At 51.0% G+C, this 23,464-nt stretch carries 16 protein-coding genes and 1 tRNA gene; 10 read left to right on the forward strand and 7 right to left on the reverse strand.

Features of this window, described 5'->3' with window-relative positions:
* Positions 1–5: 5 nt before the first annotated feature.
* The 3 genes from AB1656_22075 to AB1656_22085 form a co-directional block, all read right to left on the reverse strand.
* Positions 6–1,154 (reverse strand): ATP-binding protein, encoded by a 1,149-nt coding sequence (locus AB1656_22075; GenBank protein MEW6238086.1) that lies wholly within the window; start codon positions 1,152–1,154, stop codon positions 6–8.
* Between the two features lie 300 nt (positions 1,155–1,454).
* Positions 1,455–2,042, reverse strand: a complete 588-nt coding sequence (locus AB1656_22080; GenBank protein ID MEW6238087.1) for an OmpA family protein — start codon at positions 2,040–2,042, stop codon at positions 1,455–1,457.
* A gap of 258 nt (positions 2,043–2,300) precedes the next feature.
* Positions 2,301–3,080 carry a sirohydrochlorin chelatase gene (locus AB1656_22085; GenBank protein ID MEW6238088.1) on the reverse strand — a complete coding sequence of 260 codons (780 nt, stop codon included), beginning with the start codon at positions 3,078–3,080 and terminating at the stop codon, positions 2,301–2,303.
* 673 nt (positions 3,081–3,753) lie between these two features.
* On the opposite strand from AB1656_22085, the gene eno reads away from it, so the two are divergent.
* The 6 genes from eno (at position 3,754) to AB1656_22115 (ending at position 10,923) form a co-directional block, all read left to right on the forward strand.
* Positions 3,754–5,037 (forward strand): phosphopyruvate hydratase, encoded by a 1,284-nt coding sequence (eno, locus tag AB1656_22090; GenBank protein ID MEW6238089.1) that lies wholly within the window; start codon positions 3,754–3,756, stop codon positions 5,035–5,037.
* Positions 5,038–5,128: 91 nt separating this feature from the next.
* The gene (locus tag AB1656_22095; GenBank protein ID MEW6238090.1) at positions 5,129–5,440 is read left to right on the forward strand and encodes a hypothetical protein; all 312 of its coding nucleotides are present in this window, start codon (positions 5,129–5,131) and stop codon (positions 5,438–5,440) included.
* 229 nt (positions 5,441–5,669) lie between these two features.
* Positions 5,670–5,741 (forward strand) — tRNA-Met (locus tag AB1656_22100).
* A gap of 246 nt (positions 5,742–5,987) precedes the next feature.
* Positions 5,988–6,263: an HU family DNA-binding protein gene (locus tag AB1656_22105; protein ID MEW6238091.1), complete on the forward strand. Its 276-nt coding sequence runs from the start codon at positions 5,988–5,990 to the stop codon at positions 6,261–6,263.
* 3 nt (positions 6,264–6,266) lie between these two features.
* A complete protein-coding gene (locus AB1656_22110) occupies positions 6,267–6,683 on the forward strand; it encodes an Asp23/Gls24 family envelope stress response protein (GenBank protein ID MEW6238092.1) in 417 nt (138 codons plus the stop codon).
* A gap of 250 nt (positions 6,684–6,933) precedes the next feature.
* Positions 6,934–10,923, forward strand: coding sequence for an Ig-like domain-containing protein (locus AB1656_22115; protein MEW6238093.1), 3,990 nt, complete (start codon positions 6,934–6,936; stop codon positions 10,921–10,923).
* 228 nt (positions 10,924–11,151) lie between these two features.
* Here the strand turns inward: AB1656_22115 and AB1656_22120 are convergent, their stop codons facing one another.
* The 3 genes from AB1656_22120 to AB1656_22130 all read right to left on the reverse strand — a co-directional run bounded on the left by AB1656_22120 (position 11,152) and on the right by AB1656_22130 (position 16,304).
* Positions 11,152–13,782 (reverse strand): FAD-dependent oxidoreductase, encoded by a 2,631-nt coding sequence (locus AB1656_22120; GenBank protein ID MEW6238094.1) that lies wholly within the window; start codon positions 13,780–13,782, stop codon positions 11,152–11,154.
* A gap of 384 nt (positions 13,783–14,166) precedes the next feature.
* Entirely contained in the window at positions 14,167–15,639 is a 1,473-nt protein-coding gene (gene dacB, locus AB1656_22125; GenBank protein ID MEW6238095.1) for a D-alanyl-D-alanine carboxypeptidase/D-alanyl-D-alanine-endopeptidase, read from the reverse strand.
* A 257-nt stretch (positions 15,640–15,896) separates the two neighbouring features.
* Positions 15,897–16,304 carry an ester cyclase gene (locus tag AB1656_22130; protein ID MEW6238096.1) on the reverse strand — a complete coding sequence of 136 codons (408 nt, stop codon included), beginning with the start codon at positions 16,302–16,304 and terminating at the stop codon, positions 15,897–15,899.
* A gap of 107 nt (positions 16,305–16,411) precedes the next feature.
* Between AB1656_22130 and AB1656_22135 the strand changes: the two genes are divergently transcribed.
* Positions 16,412–16,864, forward strand: a complete 453-nt coding sequence (locus tag AB1656_22135; protein ID MEW6238097.1) for a hypothetical protein — start codon at positions 16,412–16,414, stop codon at positions 16,862–16,864.
* A 121-nt stretch (positions 16,865–16,985) separates the two neighbouring features.
* On the opposite strand, the gene AB1656_22140 is transcribed toward AB1656_22135, so the two are convergent.
* Positions 16,986–18,161: a 1-deoxy-D-xylulose-5-phosphate reductoisomerase gene (locus AB1656_22140; protein ID MEW6238098.1), complete on the reverse strand. Its 1,176-nt coding sequence runs from the start codon at positions 18,159–18,161 to the stop codon at positions 16,986–16,988.
* Between the two features lie 527 nt (positions 18,162–18,688).
* Between AB1656_22140 and gyrB the strand changes: the two genes are divergently transcribed.
* From gyrB to AB1656_22155, 3 genes are read left to right on the forward strand one after another with little or no spacing between them, the layout of a single operon-like run.
* The gene (gene gyrB, locus AB1656_22145; protein ID MEW6238099.1) at positions 18,689–21,220 is read left to right on the forward strand and encodes a DNA topoisomerase (ATP-hydrolyzing) subunit B; all 2,532 of its coding nucleotides are present in this window, start codon (positions 18,689–18,691) and stop codon (positions 21,218–21,220) included.
* A 7-nt stretch (positions 21,221–21,227) separates the two neighbouring features.
* Entirely contained in the window at positions 21,228–21,425 is a 198-nt protein-coding gene (locus AB1656_22150) for a hypothetical protein (protein ID MEW6238100.1), read from the forward strand.
* A 26-nt stretch (positions 21,426–21,451) separates the two neighbouring features.
* A complete protein-coding gene (locus AB1656_22155; protein MEW6238101.1) occupies positions 21,452–23,344 on the forward strand; it encodes a hypothetical protein in 1,893 nt (630 codons plus the stop codon).
* The last annotated feature ends 120 nt before the right edge of the window (positions 23,345–23,464 follow it).

Below are 23,464 nucleotides of genomic sequence, written 5' to 3' on the forward strand. Positions count from 1 at the left end.
CGCCACTACTTGCTCTCCTCGGGCTGTATGGGGATTTTGATTCTCACCGTCGTGCCTTCCCCCTTGGAGGCATCGATGGCGATGGTTCCTCCGTGGTTGACCACGATCTCCCTCACCAGGTAAAGACCAAGTCCCGTCCCGATGCTTTTGGAGGTAGTGAAGGGATCGAAGGCCGCTTCCCGGATATCTTCCGGCATCCCTGGCCCATTGTCCATGACGGTGAATTCGATATGGCGGTCGTCATGCTGCACATCCAACTTCACCCAGCCGCTTTTGATGTCGGACGTCCGGATCGCTTCTACCGAATTGCGCACCAGATTGACGAATACCCGCTGAAATTGCTGCGAATCGAGCATCGCGGGAGGAACGGATTCCGCCACGAAGCATTCGAAGGCGATGTGATCTTCCAGATAATGCTCCTTGAATTCCTGCGTGATGTCCCGGATAAACGTATGCAGGTTGATCTGCTCCCGCTCCATCGTCCGCGTTTTGGAAAGATGGAGGTAGTTGTTGGCGATCTCCTCCAGCCGCGAGATTTGTTTTTGGATGTCCGAGACGCATTTTTGAATCGGTTCGCGGTATTTCGAACCGTCGCCCTTGCCCCAATTGCCAAAGGCTTGGCATAACCGTTCCAATAGCAGATCCGATTTGAGAAAAAGTACGCCCAGCGGCGTGCGGATTTCGTGCGCAACTTTGGCGGCCACTTTCGCCATGGCGACATTTCGTTGCAGGGTTTCCACCTGCTTTTGCAGTTTTTTCTCTTCCGAGATGTCTTTCAGAATGGCCAGCAGAGATACCGTCTCTCCCTGGGGATTGGTCAAAGGAAGCCGGGTAAGCAGGATGGGAACCCTCTCTCCCGATTTGCGAATCCGCACCGTCTCTTCGTTGATGACGCCGAATTCCCCATTAATCTGGCGGCGGATGGATTCGTACGTCTCTGCCAGGATCTCCGGCGGCACGAACAGGTCGATGGTTTTTCCTACGGCTTCTTCACGGTTATACCCCAAAATGCGTTCCGCGCCCGCCGTCCAAGACAAAATTCTTCCCGTCGAATCGATGCGGCTGATCCCTTCGGAAGAGCCTTCCCCAATGGCGGAAAGTATGACATCCTCGTTTATATCGTCGGATGGATGGATTTCGGGATGGGGTCTCATCGTTTCTCTTCCCTGCATGAGCGATGTTCGCCTGGTTTGGAATATATTGTCTGCATCCAACATGATTATTGGATATTTATGCGCTCTCTATGCGTTCTCCCCTAACGCAACGGCGCCAATGCTGTTAATCGTCCGGAAATCGATTTATCTTAGACGTTTTCTGGAAAAAGGGTAGCGTTGAATTATGGCTTCCATCCAATGAGGAACAATTTCGGGAAAGGCGGCGCCTGTTATTCGTTTCGATTTCGCCGCTCCAGAAAAGCAGGCTTCCTTGAAATCGTAGAAAGCGTCTGGTTGCGTTTATAATTTGGAAAAATACATTTCCGCCCGCCGGTTCCGGCCCCAGGCGTCTTCGCTATGGCCTAAATCCACGGGTAATTCTTCGCCCCATGATTTCGTCGTAATACGCTCTTCGGCAACGCCTCCTTCCACCATGAATGTCTTTACGGCGTTTGCTCGCTGATCGCCCAAAGCGATATTGTATTCCGGCGTCCCTCGTTCGTCGCAGTGCCCTTCGATGAGAATGTAGCATTCCGGATTGCTCTTCAAGAAGTCGATATTCACCGAAATTCCCTGTTGAGCTACCGGCTTCAAATTCCACATATTGTAATCGAAATATACGGATTTGATGGGCAGCGCTTTCCATAGAGACAACATCGGCGTTCGCATGGGAAGATTTTTGGCTTTTTCTTCCTTTTTTTGCGTAATAGCCTCGGCGGTCTTTTTTACTTTCTTTTTTAATTTCGCTCTAAAAATATCCGGATGGGTTGTTTCCGCCAAATCGGCGCCAAGACGGGCGGCGGCTGCGTTTTGTCCCCGCGTCTCCATACCCGCCAATCCGAAACCGGCGGCGAGGAAGACGGCGAAAAAAAGAAAAGTACGCATCATGACAGTTGACTCCGGATGATTCCCATTCATTCACAGTAAACGATGGAAAAGGACATCTCGTTATTTTCGATCGATGTCCTTTCAAATTGCAATTCCTCGGCGCAATCCTGAATATCCACTTTTCGGTAATCGGAAGACAACGCTCCAAAATATCTCACTCTCAACATAAAGTTAAGATTATTCATACTTTATGAACTTTTTCCTAAAGTTCAAGTCTTTCAATGGACTTAAGAGACTAAACCGCCTGCGGCATGAATATTAATCCGGAATAGATAAAATTTCCCGATGGATTTGGCGCAAAGCCTCGCATAGTAGAGGATGGGCATTCAACGGTTCCGAAAGAATCGTTTTGGTTCCGGTCTTTTCGGCGAAACACCGTATAATCGTCCTTGCTCGGTTGAATAAAACTCCATGAAACAACAAGTAGGGAAACACGAGAATCCGCCGCAATCCCAGCCGCGGCGCATGTTCGAGAATTTGCGCCATCGAAGGCGAGACGCTGGCAAGAAAACCGGTTTCCGCCCCGCCGAAATCCATCGACTCCATAAGAATCCGCGTCAAAGCGAAAACATCCGCATTTCCTTCTTTCCGCAGGCTGCCCCCGCCGAGAACCAGTAAAAGCGTTTCGCTTCGCGCTTCCTCTCCGGCTTTTCTCTCCGCTTCTTCGATCCGCAATCGGCATAATTCGATAATCTTGGGATGAAGTGGAATCGGCTCTCCACAGCGAAATTCGAGGCCGGGATAAAGCGTTCGCGATTTATTCAATTCGCCGGGAATATCCAACGCCGCATGTTTTCCCGCGCCGAGAAAACAGGGGATGGCGGCGATGTTTTGGGCGCCTTGTTCGGCGCAACGGCCAATGGCGGAAAGAATGTCAGGCTGCGTTTTTTCCAGAAAACCGTATTCCACAATCCGCTTAGGTTCCTGGCGCTGGAATAATTCCGCAAGATGGACGAATTCCTCTCGCCCCGCCGGGTTGGAGGTTCCATGCGCAACTAGAAGCGCAGCGTTCATGGTCTCTTTTTCACCATTTCTCATGCCAGGTTATTAATCCATGTTATGCGCGATGGAAAAGTTAAAGTAGTCAATTCAAGTCGCCGTTTCGAATCGCGAAGACGCGAAACGAAAAAGAAAAACACGAAAAAAAGATAAAAAAAATGCGCATGGGATCACGCCGTGAATGGCTTTTTTTCCGTGAAATCCAAAAAGAATCCGCGATATCCGTGATTCAAAAATTTCGTGAAATTCGTGGTTTCGCGTTTCAATAACGCAAAAGAAATGAAATCCTTACTGATCTTTTGAACGATTCTTCAACTTGGTTTTGAAATACCTAGGTTGAAAACTAAAGATCATTGACTGCGTAACATAAATTGGAATTTCCAGCAAGAATATCCGTTTAGCCCTAGCCTAAACCCACCTGCCGCCATTATTATAGCCTCTTGATTCTTGAATTTTGTGATAAAAAGTATTGCCTAGAGTAAATTTTTCGCTTTTTGTTAGAATATTATTAGTTCGATCTCCATCACCATTTTTTTATAAATAAATACGGTAAGAAGCATTGACAATAATACCTGAATATATTAGACTTTGACTTGTTTTCTTCATATTGAATTATAGGATGAATCCCATTCGGCGGCTATGGTTGCGAATGGATAAAATATCATAAATTCAAGTTTACGAATTATAAAGGAGTCTTTTTCTCATGGCCAATTTGAGCGCTATCAAAAAAATTCACGCCCGTGAAATTTTGGATTCCCGCGGAAATCCTACCGTCGAAGTCGACATCGTTCTGGAATGTGGAATCGTTGGCCGCGCCGCCGTTCCCTCCGGCGCATCGACCGGCGAACATGAAGCGATCGAATTGCGGGATGGCGACAAAAAGCGTTATCTGGGAAAAGGCGTCTCCAAAGCCGTCGCCAACGTCAATGATGCCATCGCTCCTGCTCTGGCGGGTTATAACGCCCTCGATCAATTGGGCGTTGACCGCTTGATGCTGCAATTGGATGGTACGCCCAATAAATCCAAACTGGGCGCCAACGCCATCCTCGGCGTCTCTCTCGCCGCCGCCCGCGCCGCCGCCAATATGAAGGGATTGCCTCTCTACCGTTACCTGGGCGGCGCTTCCACCTTCATGCTTCCCGTTCCCATGATGAACATCCTCAACGGCGGCCAACACGCCGATAACAACCTCGATATCCAGGAATGCATGATCATTCCCCACGGCGCGCCCTCCTTCAAGGAAGCATTGCGGATGGGATCCGAAGTTTTCCATACCCTGAAAAAAGTCCTTTCTGAAGAAGGCAAAAATACCGCCGTCGGCGACGAAGGCGGATTCGCCCCCGAAGTCGCTTCCAACGAAGAAGGCCTTTCCGTCATAATAAAAGCGATCGAAAAAGCGGGCTATAAGCCCGGCGAGCAAATTTCCCTGGCGCTGGACGCCGCCGCTTCTTCCTTTTATGACAAAGAAACCAAGAATTATGTTCTCAGCGCCGAAGCCAATCCCAATAAAACGGCGGCGGATATGGTCGCTTTCTACGAAGCGTTATGCGCTAAGTATCCCATCGTTTCCCTGGAAGACGGCCTGGATGAGAACGATTGGGACGGCTGGGCGTTGCTTACGGAAAAATTAGGCAAGAAAATCCAACTTGTCGGCGACGATATCTTCGTTACGAATAAACAGTTGCTCTGCAAAGGCATCGAAAATGGCATCGCCAATTCCATTCTCATCAAGTTGAACCAGATCGGTTCGCTCAGCGAGACGTTGGAAGTCATCGACATCGCCAAACGCAACAAATATACGAACGTTATTTCTCACCGCAGCGGCGAAACGGAAGACTCCACCATCGCCGACCTGGCGGTGGCGACGAACGCGGGACAGATTAAAACCGGTTCGCTTTGCCGCACCGACCGCGTCTGCAAATACAATCAATTGCTGCGCATCGAAGAAGAATTGGGCGATTCCGCCGTTTATATCGGCAAGAAAATTTTTGGATGATATAGTATACATATAGAGGGATGGTTTTCTCCGATTCCTTTCGTCGGCGGCATCGCCTGCGGAACGAATCGGAGCGAGGGACGGGGAAAGAATGTTGCGATTTTTCAAGGCGTTCCTTCACGATTCCGTTTCATGGATTTTGCTCGTCCTCTTGGGCGTTACGGTCGTCGTTGGCCTTGCCACCCTCGTCAACCGGTATGACCGCGTGGACCGATACGATAAAAAACTCTACCTTTTGGAATACGATATTCTTAATTTGAAAAAGGACGTGGAGAGAAAAAAAATTTGGGCCGCCCGTCTCGTTTCCGATCATACCGCCTGGGAACAAGTGGCGAGAGATAAGATGAATTACTTGGGTCCGGATGAGGTGCTGGTTACATTCGTCCCCGCCCAAAAGCCTTGATTCCCCGTCCGGACGCGCTTCGTTTTCCGGCTGGAATAAGGCTCGATGACATTCAAGTATTCTGAAATCAGAGGCTTTAGAAGATTTTTTCTTTGGAAAAAGGATTAAAATTCCTTGACAATTATGGGGGGTTGGGGTAACGTAACCTAAACCGCCCCCCTTTTGGCGATGGAGCCTTCAAGAGGAAGCGGAATTACGGATGAAAATCGGAAGATTGGAATAAAACTGACGCGGGGTGGAGCAGTGGTAGCTCGTCGGGCTCATAACCCGGAGGTCATGGGTTCAAATCCCATCCCCGCAATTTATTCTTCTTTCCGAGCAACGTTGACATTTGAAATCCTCCCCTCGCCCTTTTAATGTGGGTGAGGAATGTAATTGTTCCCTCGCCCTCTGGGTGAGGTTTAGGGTGAGGAAACTTTATCGCCAAAGCGGCGCACAAAATCAAATGTCATCGGATAATAGGGTTTTTGCCTGTTTTCTTCGATTCGATGAACGATAATAACCCGTTTTGCGCGAAAAGCCATTATTCTTGCGGGAGTCTATCGGCGTGACGAAAAAAGAAATTATCGAAATCGTTTCCCAACGTACGAAACTCAAAAAGAATTATACCAAAGCCATCGTGGAATGCGTCTTCGACGTCTTCATCGAAACTTTGGCGGAAGAAGGCAGAATAGAAGTTCGCAATTTTGGCGTTTTCAAAGTGAAGCGGACTCCTGCCCGCGTTGGGCGCAACCCCGTAACCAAAGAATCCGCCGATGTTCCTGCGCGGAATATTGTTCAGTTCAAAGCCGGGAAACAAATGAAAGAACTTGTCTCTTCGTGATCGATGATGACTGACGCGGAAAATAACGAATCCGTCCCTCGCGAGTTTGGAGATATCGGCGTCTCCAACGAGGTGTTCGAAACCATCGCCGTAACCTGCGCGCGCAGAATCAACGGCGTGGCGGGGATGGAATCCGCCGATGGCTTGGTGGACAGCCTTTCTAAAGTTTGGGGACGCAGCGACGCTCCCAAAGGAGTGAAAGTCGCAACCGGCGACGATGACGTGTCTATCGATATGACGGTCATTCTCAAAGAAGGCTACGCCATACCCCAAGTCGCCGGCGCTATCCAACGGGAAGTCAAAAGCATCGTCGAAGACATGACGGGCCACGCGGTCAAAGCCGTGAATATCCTCGTGGCCGACCTGCAGCCGGAGGCGGTCGAAGCGCAGATCGTAGCCCCCGACGAGGAAGAAAAATAACCGCTCCCATTCCTGCCGCGGGGATTTTCTTCCCGCCGCGGCGGCGGAAAAAGCTTTACCTGGCGACAGGGAAACCGAAAATAGTTGGCGATATGGCCGATGGTCGCTTTCGGCTTCGCGTTCCCCATGATAATGTAAACAAACTGAGGATTTCGCTCTTCATCTCAGTTATTCGGATAAAACGAAAGACATTCGAAATTCCGTCTTAAGTCGGATCCTGCGAGACGGCGCCTGGATAGGAGGATGGACGATGTTACAACATAACGGGCTGTATTGTGCGGTAAAGGCACTGGCTTTCATGATTTTCGCAGCATTGCTAGCCATGCCCGTCTCAGTTTCCGCCCAATCGGATGTAGCCGCGAGAGTCAGAATTCAGGGATCGAGCGAATTTGGAGACGTGTTGCTGCTGCGCGACGGCAACGATATCGTTCTCTACGGCTTGGCTTTCTCCGTTCCCTCGATGAGCAACGTTACGGTGACCGCCGCTGGTCAAGAATTTTATCATAACGCCGCGTATACGGGGCAATTTCCTGTTTTACCCAATAGCCCTATCAGAATTGTCGGCGGCGCCAGCATCCCCACCGCTAGCATCTCCGCCGTTAAAACCAATGGAACCGTCCTCAACGGAACCGTCAATTTGGATTTAACTTCCCCGGAAATCTTAAAAGCATTGCAAGACTATCAAGCGGAAGTCGCAAAGCTGAAAAATAAGGAATTGGCGAACCCAAAAATCGGCATTCCCGTGAATAAACTTCTCGATATCGTCGCCGACAATCCGTCCGACCAATCCTTTTTAGGCAAAGTGCTCCTTACGCAACGGATCACCGGCAGCGGCAACGACATCGTTGTCGTCGACCAAATCGAGGGGCTTTCGTTCGCTGGCGGCTCCACTCTCATACGCAGCGTTACTCCCAACTCCCAAATCGAAGTCTATTCCGAACCGATCAAAGATATTAATAAACCCGACGCGACGAAGCGGATTCAGGTGATCGATACCGTCTTCTATTCTCAAGGCCAATTCGCCAGCAGCGGCTCTTTCTTCCCCTTCTCCGTCTTGGACGCCAATAGCAGCAATACGGGCAATTCCGTTCTTTACCTTCGCATTACCGCCCGCAGCGATCGCGGCGCCAATGGCGCCACTCCTAAAGTTTTCGCGGCGCGCATCCTCAACGATATCGCGGCGGAAATCGCCGGCGCTCCGGCCGCCGTCAACAATAATGTGAAAGACAACCCGGAAAAACCCGGCGCTTCCGGCTTGGCCAACATTTCGGGAATCGCCGATCCTTACTCCCTCCTGACCGCCTATGTGGGCAACGCCGCGACCTCCGACGTAATCGCCCAAGCGACGTCGGACGGCTCCGGCAAATTCAAAATAACCATCCCCGGCGTTTTTGGAACTGATGGAATCTATATCTCCCGCAAGGAAGTCTATCTCGCCGTTTTAGACCCCTTCGGCAATGTCAGTTCGACATTGACGCGAGTGGAAACCGATGCGGCCTCCATGATTTTCGGAACGCCGACGGCGGCGGACAATGGCGATGGCACGTTCCTGGTTCAAGGCGAAGCGGAACCATTGGCGAAAGTTATTATTCGCGGTTATTCGAAAAACATTATCGACGGCAAAGAAGTTACCGCCGTCGATACGAAAGTAACCGACGCCGATGCATCCGGCGCTTTTAGCGCCGTGATGGCGGAAGCGCAAGAGTTTACCGTTCAGGCGATCGATCAGGCGGGCAACGTCTCCGATCCCGTTCAAGTCGCCGCCGATGTTGCGACGGCCAATCCTACCGTCGCGACCGTCGTCAGCGATTATCCTTATATTAAAATTACCGGTAAGGCGGAACGCGGCGCATTCATCCTGTTTTACGCTTTCCCCTTGGATAAAGTGCCCAGCAACGCCAACGATTCCGCAACCCAGCCCGCCGATTCCTATCTTCTCCAATATGCGGCGGACGTGAACGCCATCGCGGACGCGAATGGGAATTTTGCCATATCGATTCCCGGCGGCATCAGTAAGATCGTCTATCTCCAAGCCGTCGATCGCGCGGGCAACGCCAGCGGCTTTACCGGACTCGATCTTGGCGATTTGAGCCGGGGGCTTATCGTCTTCGATTCGCTGCAAGTAACGAATCAAGTTGCTGGCATGGACGATATCGTTAAAGGAAAAACGGTGAAAACCGGCGCGTTGGAAACCATTACGGGGATTTACGTGGGCGCCTTCGCGAAATTGACGGATGATCCCGCCAGCGATTTCCCCTTCCTGAGTCCGTTAGCGGATCCTGTAGCCGTGGCGGCGGATGGCCAGTTCGAAATTACCATTCCCGAACGCGACCCTCTCTCCGGTCAATTTGTCGTTGAGTTCTATTTAGTCGCGCTTGACCAGAATCTTGAGGATCTTTCTTTCCGCGATATTGGTTTCGTTTTAATCGGCGCCGATCAAGGCTTCGACCGCGTTGGGCCGGAAATTCTCTTCAATCCCAATATCGCCGATATCGTATTGAATCAAGCGGGCGCAGGCTACCGCGATACATTATCCGTCCGTCGCGTGTTGGCGCCGGGACTGGGTTCGAACACTTTACCCGATGACTCCCTTCCCTTCATCATCGTCATCGCGGACGGCAGCGACGATACGGAAATCGACGTCAATGCTCCGGATATCGATATCGTCGGCTTCCAACCGCTCCTCTCTCTCTTGGGATTGCCTTTCCCTGGAGCGATCAACATCGATTTGGGCGATAACCACTGGAACGCCGGCAGCCGATCGGTATTTGGCCGCACGTATTACTACGTTGCGCTAATGGATCAATATGGAAACCTGAGTCCCAATCCCATCCGCGTCAAATTGGATGTAGCCATCGCCGATCCCAAATCGTCCTTGATTGCCGCAACGGGACAACAAGTCTTTGGCTATCCCGGCTCGGTGGAACCCAACGCCAACGTCTCCATCTTCGAAACGCCCAGCAAATCCAATCTTCTTGGCGCGGTGAAGGCGGATGCCAATGGCACATTTTATATCTCCGTTTCCCTTACTCAAGAATATGTCTACATTGTGGCTAAAGATGCGGCGGGAAACGAAAGCAACGCCCTCAAAACGAAAGTCTCTAAACCTATCGTCGGCGCCCAGTTCGTAATTTTGGACGGTTTTGGCGTCATCCACACGCCTTCTTCCGATTTGACCACCGGCTTGCTTTCCGGCGATTCCGCCCGGGCGCTTTCCGGCGTTAAGAAAGTCGGCAACCGCGCTCAGCTGGAAGAGGGAACCCCGCTTTATATTTTGCAGGATGACGGTTCCATATCGAAATTGGGCGAAAGCGGCCAAGATCCGAAGGATTCCGAAAAGATTTCCATTTCCGGAAAATTCGCGCGCGATCTGGTTGTAACGAGTTACGAACCCTTTGCGGGTTACGTTCTGCTGGGCAACGGCTTGATTATTCCCTTTGGAAATGCTCCCTTCTTTGGCGATATCCTCCAGCTTCAACGAGGATATACTTCGAAAAATCGCCTGCGCTTGAGCGGAACGAAATTGCTTTTCGACGATCTGAACGATAATAAAATTTACGATACGGAAGATAAGAACAGCAATGGCGTGCTCGATGTCGTGATCGGTTCGGGCGGAATCGTTTTAGTCAACGAAGATGTAAACAAAAACGGCAAATTGGACGTCGAACCGCTGATCAATCCCGAAGTTCTTGCTCAAGGTTTCGAAATGGATATCGCTCGTGATCTTGAATTAGTGCGCGATGCTTCCGGCGCCCCCAAAGGCTACGTCATTCTTGACGGCTTCGGGATTATGTGGCCCTTCGGCGACGATATCGGCGCTGAAAACGTCAAGGTCGAATTTACCACAGGCGTGAGCGACAAAGATATTTTCCGTGCTCTCGAGTTGGTAGTAGAAGACGGAAAAATCGTAGATTTCGTGAAAATGAACGGTTATGGCCAACTCTTTGTCCGCCCGGGTGGAGTCGTGGAAGTCGGCAAACCCATTCCACCCGAAAACTTGAAGAACAGCAATATCGTTATGGAAGCGCCCAGCTATTCCTTCGACATCGCCCGCGATCTTCGTTTGAATCCGGAAGACTCGAATGGCGACGGCGCGTATGATTGGAAAGACGGGTTTTATATACTGAACGGATACGGCGGCATCGATGCAATCGGCGGCGCCCCCGCTCTCGAAGATTATCCGTTCCTAGGATTCGATATTGCCCGAGACCTCGAATTCGGTACTAATATCTCGAAATAGCTTAGAAAACTTATAGTAAATTGAGCAAAGGGCAAAGCGACAAACGCTTTGCCCTTCGTCATTATATGGAAATTATCCTAAAAACGGCAATTAGCAATTTGTTTGAGAATATTAATCTTTGTTTTCAATAATGATGAGTAATAACATCCAAATCACCCAAAAGGCGAGCGGAATGTATCTCCTAACTCGCTTAATTTATTTTACTTATCACTCGTCACATGTCACTATTCACTGTTTTATAACGCCGCGAAGATAATGTCCTGCTGCTTGTCCCGCCTTGCGCCCTTCGGCGATAGCTCTGACGACGGTAGTTCCGCCGTTGACCAGGTCTCCCGCCGCGAAAACGCCGGGAATGGAAGTCATCCAAGTTTCCGGATCGACGGCGATCAAGCCTCTTTTCGTCAATTGGATGGGATGAAGCGCTATAGCCGCTTCTAGAGGCAGCGTCTCCCCCATTGCCTCGATGGCCATATCGACGGGGATAGCGTGTTCCGTCCCTTCGATGTCTATGGGACGGCGGCGTCCGGATTCGTCCGGCTTGCCGAGTTGAGTGCGAACGACGCGAATGGCGGATAGCTTTCCAGCATTGTTTTTTTCATAGCCGACGGGTTGAGTAAGAATGACGAAATGAATCCCCGCCGCCAAGGCTTTATGGCGTTCGCCCGGCCAGGCGGGCATCTCGGCGAAACTGCGGCGGTAAATAAGATAAACGTCTTCCGCTCCTCGTTCTTTGGCGAGGACGGCGGCGTCGACGGCGGTATTGCCGCCGCCGATGACGGCGATTTTGCCGCCAACTTTGTGCATGGGATTGCCTTTCATCTGTTCGATGAAAGCCAGGGCGTCCATAACCCCTTCCGGCTTTTCCCCCGCCAGCCCGCTGGCGTTTCCGAGGCCGAATGCGAGAACGACGGCGCCGAAGCCTTCCTTGAGAATATCGGCCAATGCATAATCCGGGCCAAGAGCCGTTTCAAAGCGCCACTCCAGCCGATCCGAGCTGACAGGTTCGAAAATGGAAAGAATTTCGCCCTTCGCGTCATCGTCCGAGAGGCGTTGGCTGGGGATGGCGCTGATCGTTTTTCCGCCGGGACGGGCGGCGCGGTCGAAGACGACCACTTCATGTCCCTGTTCCAATAGTTCCGCCGCGCAGGACAATCCAGCAGGACCGGCGCCGATAATGGCGGCGCGCTTGCCGGTTCCCGGGATGGGAATATCCAACGCCGTCCAGTTCATTTCGCGGGCGCGTTCCGCCGCCCATCGTTGAATGCGGGCGATGGGCGCGGCTTGGCCGCCGACATACTGTTCGAGGCAATGGCCTTGGCATTGCACTTCCACCGGGCAGACGTAGCCGCAGATTTCCGGGAGCAGATTGGCGCGCCGGAGAATGCGGTAGGCTTCCCGGTCCTCGCCCTTGGCGACCTCGGCCAGAAAAGCGGGAATGTCGATTCCGGCGGGGCAATGGGCGGCGCATGTGGGTTCGACGCATTGCCGACAGTGGGCGGCGGCCTCCCGGATGACGAGAGGGTCCTTCCAACGTCCCTCCTTGAAGATCGGTTCGTAGATTTCATGGTCGCGGGGGACGCAGCCAGCGCGTCCGCCGTCGCGCATGATCTGGCTGCAAGAAGAGCAGGCGATGCAAACCTTAAGCGGCTCCATTTTTCCATGACGCAGGATGTCTTTGGCGAATTCGGGATAAGCGAAGCCCCCGCGTCCCAGCCCCGCAATGGTCATCCAGCCGTTGCGAATGGCGGCGGCGGCGAAATAGGGGAAAAATTGGCGCAGCCAGGAAAAACCCGTCCCGACGATCGTCAAATCTGGATACGCCTGTTGCGTAGCGCGAACGAGATGCAACAGCCGCGCGACTCCGGCCAGTGGATGCTCCGGCGAGGGCTTGCCGCCCGCGATGGGATCGTCGTAAGGGCGCCCGTAGTGGGGGTTGTAATAGGGATTGGCGATCGTGATATTAAGCCCGCGATATCCCAAATCCCGCAATTGTCCGATCAAACGCAGCGGCTCCGTCAAATCGGGGCGGCGGTAATCCTCGCGGTCGACGCCCCAGCCGTAAGGGTAGGAGATGGCGTCGTAGACGTTCAGGCGCGAAGTTGCTTCGATGCCGGGAACGGCTCTTTGTACTTTCGCCGCCGTCTCCAGCAATAGGCGGACTCGATTTTCATAAGAACCGCCGTAACGGCTGTCCTCCCGCGTAAAAGAAGCCAGCAATTCGCTGATGAGATAACGGTGGCAACTTTTAATATCCACGCCGTCGAATCCCGCTTCTAACGCCAATTGCGCCGCTTTGACGTAAACGCCCTGCAACCTGTCGAGTTCTTCATCCGCAATCAGCGGATAATCCGGCGGGAGATTGTGCCGGGGATCGAGGATTTCGCTGTGATGGGCGATGATGGGCGCCGGTTTTTTGACGGGACGGCTGTAGCGTCCCGAATGCGTGAGTTGGAGAATCAGACAAGGATCGTGATCCATCGAACGCCCGGCGGCTTCGCGGGTCATTTCCACCATGCGCTTAAAATCGGGAAGCGTCTCTTCATGCAGCCATAACTGGCGCGGATTGGCGCGGCTCTCCTTGGTAATGGCGCAGGCTTCGAACCAGATCAACCCCGCTCCCCCTTCGCCGAAGCGGCGGTATCGGCGCAGCGTCAAATCGGAGGGCGCGCCGTTGGCAAGGCCGTCGCACCCTTCCATCGGGTGATTCGCCAGCCGGTTGGGAACTGCTTTTTTTCCATAACAAACCGGTTTGGCTAGTATGGAAAAATCTTCGCTGGCCGGAAGATCGAGCCGCAATTCCTCGATTGTCTTTTGCAGATCCGCCAAAGTTCGAAAATGAAATCGGAATGAATCGGGCATGATCTTATACCAATTCCTTATTGGCGAATAATTCCCTCGCCCTTTGAAAGAGGATGAGGGTGAAGTTGTTTAAGTCGAACCATTATAAATAGGCAGGGTAGGTCGAGCAAAGCGAGCCCCACCCAATCTTAGCGTTATTTACTCATATTACGCGCGAGAAGAACTTGGAGAAGTCTATTATGATCGTCGCATCGAATCGCGAAAACGCGAAAAAAACTCGCGAAAAAAATCAGAAAAACTATTTACGCAAAGGATCGCGCCATGAAGCGCTTTTTATCCGTGAAATCCAAAAAAAATCCGCGCTATTCCGTGATTCGAAAATTTCGTGGAATTCGAGCCTTTTCGCGGCTGCGTGATTCAATAACGCAAAAAAATGAAATCCTATTATCCCTTTTCGCAAACCAGTACGCAGGCGTCGTCCATGATTTGCGTAAATTGAACGGCGGAACGCCTTCCGTTGGCGAGCATGGAAAATAGATACGTTTTGCCGCTCTTGGCCTGAATGCAGCCGGAAAGCGCTCGCACGCCGTTGATGGTTCCCGTTTTCCCCCAAACGCGGCCGTCCGCAGCGGAATTGGCCATGCGGCGCTTCAACGTCCCGTCCTCTCCCGCCACGGATAGCGCTTCGCGGAAAATTTTCCCGTAAGGGGACGCTTCCATGCAGCGCATAACGCGCACGATGCTTTCGGCGCTGATGCGGTTTTCTCGCGATAAGCCGCAGCCGTCCGCGATGAATTGGCCGTCCAGATCGCATCCGTTCTTGAAGAAAACGTCTTTCAAAGCCAGCGCCCCCATTTTCACGCTGCCTTCCCCGTAATCATGGCTGCCCAACGTTTTTAGAAAATGTTCGGCGTATAGATTTTGGCTGTTTTTCAAACAAACGCTGATAAGGTCGATCAGAGGCGGGGATTTTATAACGTCGATTAAATTCCATTGCGAACGGTTGGGGAGAGATTTTACGGCATCGCCGTCCTGGGCATCCCCTTTGACTTGGATGCCCTCATTTTGCAGCGTTTCCTTGAAGACCGTTGCGAAGAAAAGCGTTGGATTGGGAATCGAAGCCGGATGCGTGTTGACGCTTTTGGCGCGGATCGAACCATTGAGGCGAAAAACGGTTGAGTCGGACTCGTGAACGATGCTGATTCCCGATGCCTGCTTTTGGGATGAGACCGTCTGAGCGTTGTTTTCAAAGGTAATATAATTCGTATCTGGACTCAATGAGACGGAGGGTTTGGCTTTTGCGGTTTTCGCGCCCGTCACCGTGAAATCGATGCAAGCGTCATTGAACGACAAGCCGCTGATTTCCGCCGCATACCAGTGGGAAAAATAACTGGGGTCCCAGTTCAACCCGTGCGCCTCATCGTCGAAAACGTCGTCCACACCGATAATATTCCCCGAGACCGTCTTGATATCGATGATTTTCAGCGCCGCCGCCCACTGCCGCAGCGGGAAAGTGACGTCGCCATCGTGAAATCGGCCCCCAATGCTGGGATCGCCCGAACCCTCCACGATGAGATCGCCGTTCAGGGTGGAGCCGCTTGCCTTTCCATAACTGTAAAGTCCGGTTTCGTATACGAAATCCGGACCCAAACGCAGCAGAATGGCGGCGCAGACGGCGATTTTCATATTGGACGCCGGAATCAAACGGTTTCTGGGCGAGAGGGAATAAATGGACTTGCCGTTGTCGAGCGACTCGAAGAGAACGCTCCATTCCGATTGCGGCGGGGTCTGTTTCGTGAATAATTCGTTTAACTCCGACGTCAAAGACGAATACGACGGAGATGCGAAAAAGCATACATAAAGAATGGCCGTTCCCCAAAAGTTCGCTGAGGAACGGGTAAAATTCGCGTGTTTCATTTTTCCCTTAACCCTAGATCAATAAAATAATCCGTATCGTTACGAAACGGTTTACAACTTCCATCGCTCCTATGGCTTGATAACGACTTTCTACGATTTTTCCGCCTTTCCATTTCTCCCATATGAAACGCCAGAGTAGAAGAGGCTTCCAGCCTCTTAAGAGAAGAAAGAGCCAGGATGGCTCTTCAACTCAATGAAATTCGTAGGGTAGGCTCAATGCGAAGCATAGCCCGCCAAGAGAAATATACGGCCTCTCTCTATTTTTTTCTAGGTTGTTTTAGAGCCAATTCGCCCGCCAATTCCGAAACAACCCATTCCTCGGCAATCTTGCCTTCTTGAAAACGGCTGACTACCATGTCTTGCCATTTTACTTTCTTTCCGCTTGGAGGAATACCCCTCATGTTCTCTTTATGCGTGCCGCTTAATGTACGCAGCCAAGTTACGGTATTACTTGTTTTGACTAGGAACTCAACGCTTATAATTTTAATATCTGGAATGGCGGAACGAATTTGTTTCGTGAACTTTTTTATAAATGCATGTCCCTTATAATCCTTATCGCCCGCATGGGCGATGTAATCGGTCGAGAAGATAGTTTTAACTACATCTAAATTCCCCCGCTCAATAAGTTGGTCAATTCCAGATTTAATTTGTTCTTCTTTGTTCATAGTATTATCCATAAAAATTATAGATTATAAAATTGTTACGGAGATGATTTTATGCGAATCTTTCTTGACTTTCAAGACAATCTGGCATAAAATGCTCAAACCGTTAAATGAATTGTGATATTTTTTTAGGTAATAATGCCGATTATAGACAAGAAATATTTACAAAAGAAAGAGAGAGAAATATGGAAAAATCAAATCAAAAAGGCAAATTATTAATCTTTTTAATTATTGTTTCATCGATTATTTTCTTAATACTCCATAATAATGAGTTATATTTTCAAGAATACGGTAATAGAATCTTACTAAATCTTTTCAGGGTGTCAATTTTCGCTCCGCTTCTATATTTTCTTTACAAAAAACATAATTGGGCTAGGTATACCCTTGCCATTATAAGTTCAATACTCTTAATAGTTGGGATGATTGGAATTCCTCTAGTTGCAAAAGATTGGATAAAACAATCAGATTTAATATATTTGGGAAGCATGATGGCGTGTATGTTGTTTAATGCCATTGTATTATTTTTTTCAAAGGATGTAATTTCTTATGTAAAATCAAGATAACAAATTAAAGTTTATAACATTTATATAAATTATTCCATTGGGTAAAGCCCCGCAGAATAGGCTCAAAGCGAAGTGCAGCCCGCCCTGATCGTTGTCCCTTGCCTTGTCAATTCATAACCCTTCAAGTCTTGGAAACAAACAGAGGCGTTTGCGCGATCAATTCGCGGGCGATGCGGCGAGCCTCGGCGTCCACGGCGTAAATATCCTCCAACGTATAATCCTGAATAACGCGATGCCGCTTCATGCACGCTTCCAACAAACGCGGAATGGAGCCGAAGGAGATGCGCCGCTTGAGATAAGCGTCCACAATCTCCTCGTTGGCGACGGATAAGCAAGCAGGCAGGGTTCCCCCAGTCCGCGCCGCCTCGTAGGCCAGCCCCAGACAGGGGAAACTCTCGATATCCGGCTTGAAAAAGGTAAATTGCGGTGTTTGCAATAAATCCAACTTGCGCCCCGTACGCTCGATTCGCTCCGGATAGGATAAGGCGTATTGAATGGGAGTGCGCATATCCGCGTCGCCCAGCTGAGCCATGACGGAGCCGTCGATAAATTCCACCATGGAATGGATGATGGACTGAGGATGCACGATCACGTCGATGCGATCCAAAGGCATGTCGAAAAGATGATGCGCTTCGATTACTTCCAAACCTTTATTGAAAAGGGTGGCGGAATCGATCGTGATCTTGGCGCCCATATTCCAGGTAGGATGGTTTAAGGCTTTCTCGATGGAAACATTCTCGAAATCTTCCGGTTTTTTGCCTCGAAACGGCCCGCCGGAAGCCGTAAGAATAATCCGATAAATTTCTTCATAGCGTCCGCATTGCAGGCATTGTTGAATCGCGCTGTGCTCGCTGTCGATGGGCAAAATGGCGCGGTCGTACGCCCGCGCCTCCCGCATCAGCAAATCGCCCGCCATCGCCAGCACTTCCTTGTTGGCCAGCGCGATATGCTTGCCGCTGCGAATGGCTTCGAACGTAGGTTTGAAACCCGCAGCGCCCACGGTGGCGATGACGGCCGTCTCCGCCTCGCATTGTTGCGCCAAACGGCAAAGACAATCAGGACCGCTGATAAATTCAACCCCCGCAGGAAGTTCCCTGCTCTTGAACGACGCAGCCGCCGCTTCATCCGCTAAACCCGCATATCGGGGACGGAATTCCCTGATTTGTTCGAATAGAAGATCGATATTTTTATTCGCGCCCAAAGCGGCGATTTCAAAACGGCTGGGATGCCGCCTTACGACATCCAAACACTGGCAGCCGATAGACCCGGTGGAACCAATCAGAATTAATCTTTTCATACCCTTATTGTCCGCTGCCAGCATTTTCTCGAACTGAACATTCAACCTGGAGATTAAAAACAAAATATAGGATTCAAATGATAAAACAATCCCATATATTGAGTCCAATCCCCAAAATAAAATGCTTGCGAGTTCGTTATGAAATTCCCGGCTTCACTCTTTCTTATTCTTTCATGCGTATTTTTTATGGTCGTTTTAGGGCGCAACCTTTGCGATTTCAAAGGTATGCGCGATTTCGAAAAAATTGCGCCTATCTCACTGAAATCTTGACAGTTATATCCGCTTCGAGTACAATAATATATATATTCAATCAATAGTAAGCCTAAGCGAATAGGAAAATGTAAAATTTCGTTCTCTTCCGCCTTCCTGGATCATCGGCGAAATCGTTATGCCGTCTAGGACAATCTCCTTCATGAGAACGATTTTTTAAATCCGCTCGCAATTCGCCTATTATGATGAACAAAACTTGTTTGAACCAGCCAATGGTTTCGTTTTAATACCATGTTAGGGATCGAGGGAAACTTCCTATGGTTAATGCCGTAAATCAATCGACCTATGATGAAAGTAATATTGTCGTTTTGGAAGGGTTGGATGCGGTAAGAAAACGCCCCGCCATGTATATCGGCAGCACGGGCGCGTCGGGACTCCACCACCTGGTTTACGAAGTAGTGGACAACTCCATCGACGAAGCCTCCGTCGGATTCGGCCAACAAATCGACGTTATCATTCACTCCGACAACAGCGTCACCGTAAAAGACGAAGGCCGCGGCATTCCCGTCGGCCAGCATAACGTTCAGAAAAACAAAACCGCCCTGGAAGTCGTCATGACTGTGCTTCACGCCGGCGGAAAATTCGACCATAAATCCTATAAAACCTCCGGCGGCCTTCACGGCGTTGGCGTCTCGGTCGTCAACGCCCTTTCCGAATGGCTGGAAGTGGAAGTCAAACGCCAAGGCAAAGTCCATTACCAAAAATACCAGCGCGGAATTCCCGCAGGGCCAGTGGAGATCATCGGCGAGACCAAAAAAACGGGTACGAAAATTCTTTTTAAGCCCGATCCCAAAGTATTCGAAACCACGGTTTTTTCCTTCGACGTTCTCGCCGGACGCTTGCGGGAACTGGCTTTCCTCAACGGCGGCATCACGATTACGATGACCGACGAAAGAGAAGAAGCAAAGCAAGTCGCTTTCCATTTCAAAGGCGGCATCGTCGAATTCGTCAAATATTTGAACACGAATAAAACCGTCGTCAACAACCGCCCCATCTATTTCCAAAAAGAACGAGAAATCGCCGTAGAGGGCAAAGAAAACGAACTGGTCTCCGTCGAAATCGCCATGCAATACAACGACGGCTACCAGGAAAACGTCTTTTCCTTCGCCAATAACATCAACACCCGCGAAGGCGGAACCCATCTCGCCGGTTTCCGCTCGGCGCTGACGCGCACCACCAACGATTATATCAAGCGCAACGATCTGCTCAAAAAAAGCGACATCGTCATCTCCGGCGAAGATTTGCGCGAAGGATTGGCCTGCGTTATTTCCGTCAAAATCTCAAACCCGCAATTCGAAGGCCAGACCAAGACCAAACTGGGCAACAGCGAAGTCAAGGGTTTGGTCGAATCGATCGTCAACGACGGCCTCTCGGAATTCTTCGAGGAAAATCCCACCGAGGCTAAAAAAATCGTCCAAAAAGTCATCGGCGCGGCCCAGGCGCGCGAAGCCGCCCGCAAAGCGCGTAATCTCGCCCGCCGCAAAAGCGTCATGGACGGCAGCGGCCTGCCGGGCAAACTGGCGGACTGCTCCGAACGCGAGCCGGAACATTGCGAGTTGTTCCTGGTGGAGGGCGATTCCGCCGGCGGCTCCGCAAAACAAGGGCGCGACCGCCGCTTCCAGGCCATCCTGCCCCTCAAAGGCAAAATCATCAATGTCGAAAAAGCCCGGCTGGACAAAGTGCTCTCCAACGAGGAAATCCAAACCATCATCACCGCCATCGGCACCAGCGTGGGCGAAGAAGACTTCGACCTCTCCAAAAGCCGCTACCACCGCCTCATCATCATGACTGATGCCGACGTCGACGGCGCCCACATCCGCACCCTGTTGCTGACCTTCTTCTTCCGCCAGATGCCGGATCTGATCAACGCCGGATATATCTACATCGCCCAACCCCCCCTGTTTCGCATCAAGCGCGGCAAGAAAGAACAATATCTGGAATCCGAACGCGATCTCGACGCCTATCTCTTGCAATTGGGCGTCGAAAACGTGGAATGCGTTCCCCTCAACGGCGATAAAGAGGCCAAACCCCTCACCAACAACCAATTGAACGAACTGCTCGAATCCCTTATGCAACTTATGGAATTCGACCATAAACTCTACCGCCGCGGCCTTTCCCTGCGCGAGTTGCTCCACGAACGCAAAGAGAGCGGACGCACTCTGCCCCTCTATAAAATCGTCAGCGAAGCCGGCCCGGAATACGCCTATACCGAAAAAGAATACACCCAAATCATCGACGCCATCCAAGAAGCGAACGAAGTAAAACTATGGGATAAGGAAGAGAATGCAGAGAAAAACGGCGGCGAAAAAGAACATCAATTGCATTATCAAGTCATCGAATTCTTCGAATCCCAGGAATTGGAGCCGCTCGTCAAAAAAATCGAAAAAATGGAATTCGATCTTCTGAACCATTGGCCCAAGCAGGACGATCCCCATTCGAATCTAAACGGCAAAAACGGCAACGGCAAGCAACTTCCCCCGCCTATCTTTCAAGTTCGGGACAAGACGGGCAGCCGCCAGGCCCATTATCTTCCCCAATTGCTCGAATTTATCAAAACCGCCGGACGCAAAGGCGTCGATATTCAACGCTACAAAGGATTGGGCGAAATGAATCCCGATCAACTTTGGGAAACCACCATGAATCCGGAATCGAGAACCATCCTCCAGGTCAGCATGGACGACGCCGTGGAAGCGGAAGCCATCTTCACCGTCCTTATGGGCGATTCCGTAGAGCCTCGGAGGGAATTCATCCAACGCCACGCTCCCGAAGTCCGATTTTTGGATGTGTGACGAACTCATGAAAGATCAAGCCTCTGAACCCTATCAACCTCATCTATTGGAAGCTCTCCGCGATCCCTGCGAGGCGGCGGAATATCTCAACGCCGTTCTCGAAGAAGGCGATGTGAATTTATTGTTGCTCGCCTTGAAAAATGTTGCCGAGGCCAACGGCGGACTAGATCAACTGCCGCGAAAAATCCATTTCACCGCCGCCTAAGAAGGCGACAAGGAGACTTGGAGATAATGACAAGGTTGTTTCTACCCGTGAAACATCCCAAATTTTTCATCATTCATCATTCATCATTCATCATTCATCTTTCCATCTATCTCATACTCCTGACAGCATCGCTTTGGCTAGTCGCATGCCGTCCCGTCTTCGGCGAAAGCGTCCGCGCTCTCTTGGAAAACTATCATTCCCGCCAACTCCAATGCCTCCAGGATATCGCCGCCGCCGCCAGCCCCTCTCCCGAACAAAGCGTCGCCCAAATCTTGCTGAATCGGGATATCGAAAAGGCGAATCGAACGCTTCTCGCCTTTCGCGGCGATGAAGCCAGCCTGCGGGAATGCACTCTTCTGCTGCGATTGCTGAGAACCTGCCAGGACGATGCCAACCGGCTGTTTCCCGAAACCAAACAGCATATCGAGAAGGAGATCGCGTCTTATTTTTCCCGTTACCAAAAAATGTTGTTCGCGCAGGATAATTCTCCCCAATTGACGGAGAGCCGCGAGATTCTCAAGACGGCGGCGCTCTTTTTATGGGCGAAGCACGTTTCCAGCGCCACGCCTGATTACCGCTGGCCCGACGGACAGTCTAACGATAGCCATTTGCAACAATCTCAGGACGACGCTCATCAATGGCTGGACCGGCGCGGGCGCTACGGCTTCGAAGAACGTTCTTCCGCCTATTACGTTTTCGATCTGGGCGCCTTGCTCTGCCTGCGCGATTTTTGCGATGACGAGGTTCTGCGCCTCAAGTCGGACGGCGTCATCGATATGCTGCTGACGGATATCGCCCAGGAATCGCTGGACGGCTTCTGGGGCGGCGCCCGCTGCCGTTCCTTCGAAGCGGTCGCCCCTCTTCCCGGCAATCGGCTGCATTATATCTTCTTCGGCCATCCTCCCGCCGAACTTCAAGACGCCATCGCTCCCATAACGCTCCACGCCGCTTCCACGAACTACATCCCCCCCCTCGCCGTCGTCCGCTTGGGAAACGACTGGAAATTCCGGGGAACCTACAATGTGAAAACTCGATACTGCCTGGATAGAAACCGCCCCGAAACTTCCGGCAACGGCAGAAAATACTCCCATGTTGCGCCCCAATACATCCTGGGTTCGTTTCAATTGCGCGACGAACGGATACCCTCGCAAACCCGTCCTTGGGACTTGCTGATCCTCGACGATAACAATCAAGGCCATCATATGTTCTCCTTTGCCGGAGACCAACTATACAGCGGCGGCGCTCCTCCCTATCAGGACGAGTTTTATTTTTGGAACGCCACCTGTTTCCAATATAAAAACATCCTCTTCTGCCAATTCCACCGCCATGACCGCAAACGCGCTTTCGCCGATTCCGCCGCAATGAAGATCGACGAACGATACGCCCAGTTGCCGACGCGGATTTGGATCCCCGACGCTTTCGCCCCGCTTTCCCAGGAAAACGACTGGTGGTTCGCCGAGGTGGGGGAAGTATATCTGGCCTTTCGTCCCTTGGCGGGAAAAAGTTATTGGTGGCGTTCCGCCCATATCGGAGCGGAAGAAAAATACAATGCGGCCATTCTGAGTTTTCAAGACTTGTATACGGCTTTCTTATTGGAAGTGGAACTGAAAGCCAACTTCTCCTCCTTCGCCCAATTCAAGAAAGAAGTGAGCGATTCTCCTTTGGAAATAGAAAAAGAGTGGGCTTCCTTCGTCTCGCGGCGAGGCGACGTTTTTCTCTTCTCTATGCAAGGAAGAGAATTTATGATCAATGGCGCGAAATCCGATCCCTGGAAGGATTCCTCTTATGATTTATATTCCAGCCCCTTTACTCGTTCCGTGTATGGAAGCGGAATCTTCAAAGTTCAATGGGATCCCTTCTCCCTGGAATTGGACTTCAGCGACCCGAAATCGCCGAAGCGCATCCTTTCTCAAGAATAATTTTCACCGAGACTCTTCGTATTCGGCGCTATCCGGTTTTATACTTAATAGGGACAGTGAGACGGTGAGACATGGTGACTTGGCGACTTGGTGATTCGGGTAAGGTTGTTTCTGTCTATT

Source organism: Candidatus Omnitrophota bacterium (genome assembly GCA_040755155.1).
Lineage (GTDB): Bacteria > Hinthialibacterota > Hinthialibacteria > Hinthialibacterales > Hinthialibacteraceae > JBFMBP01.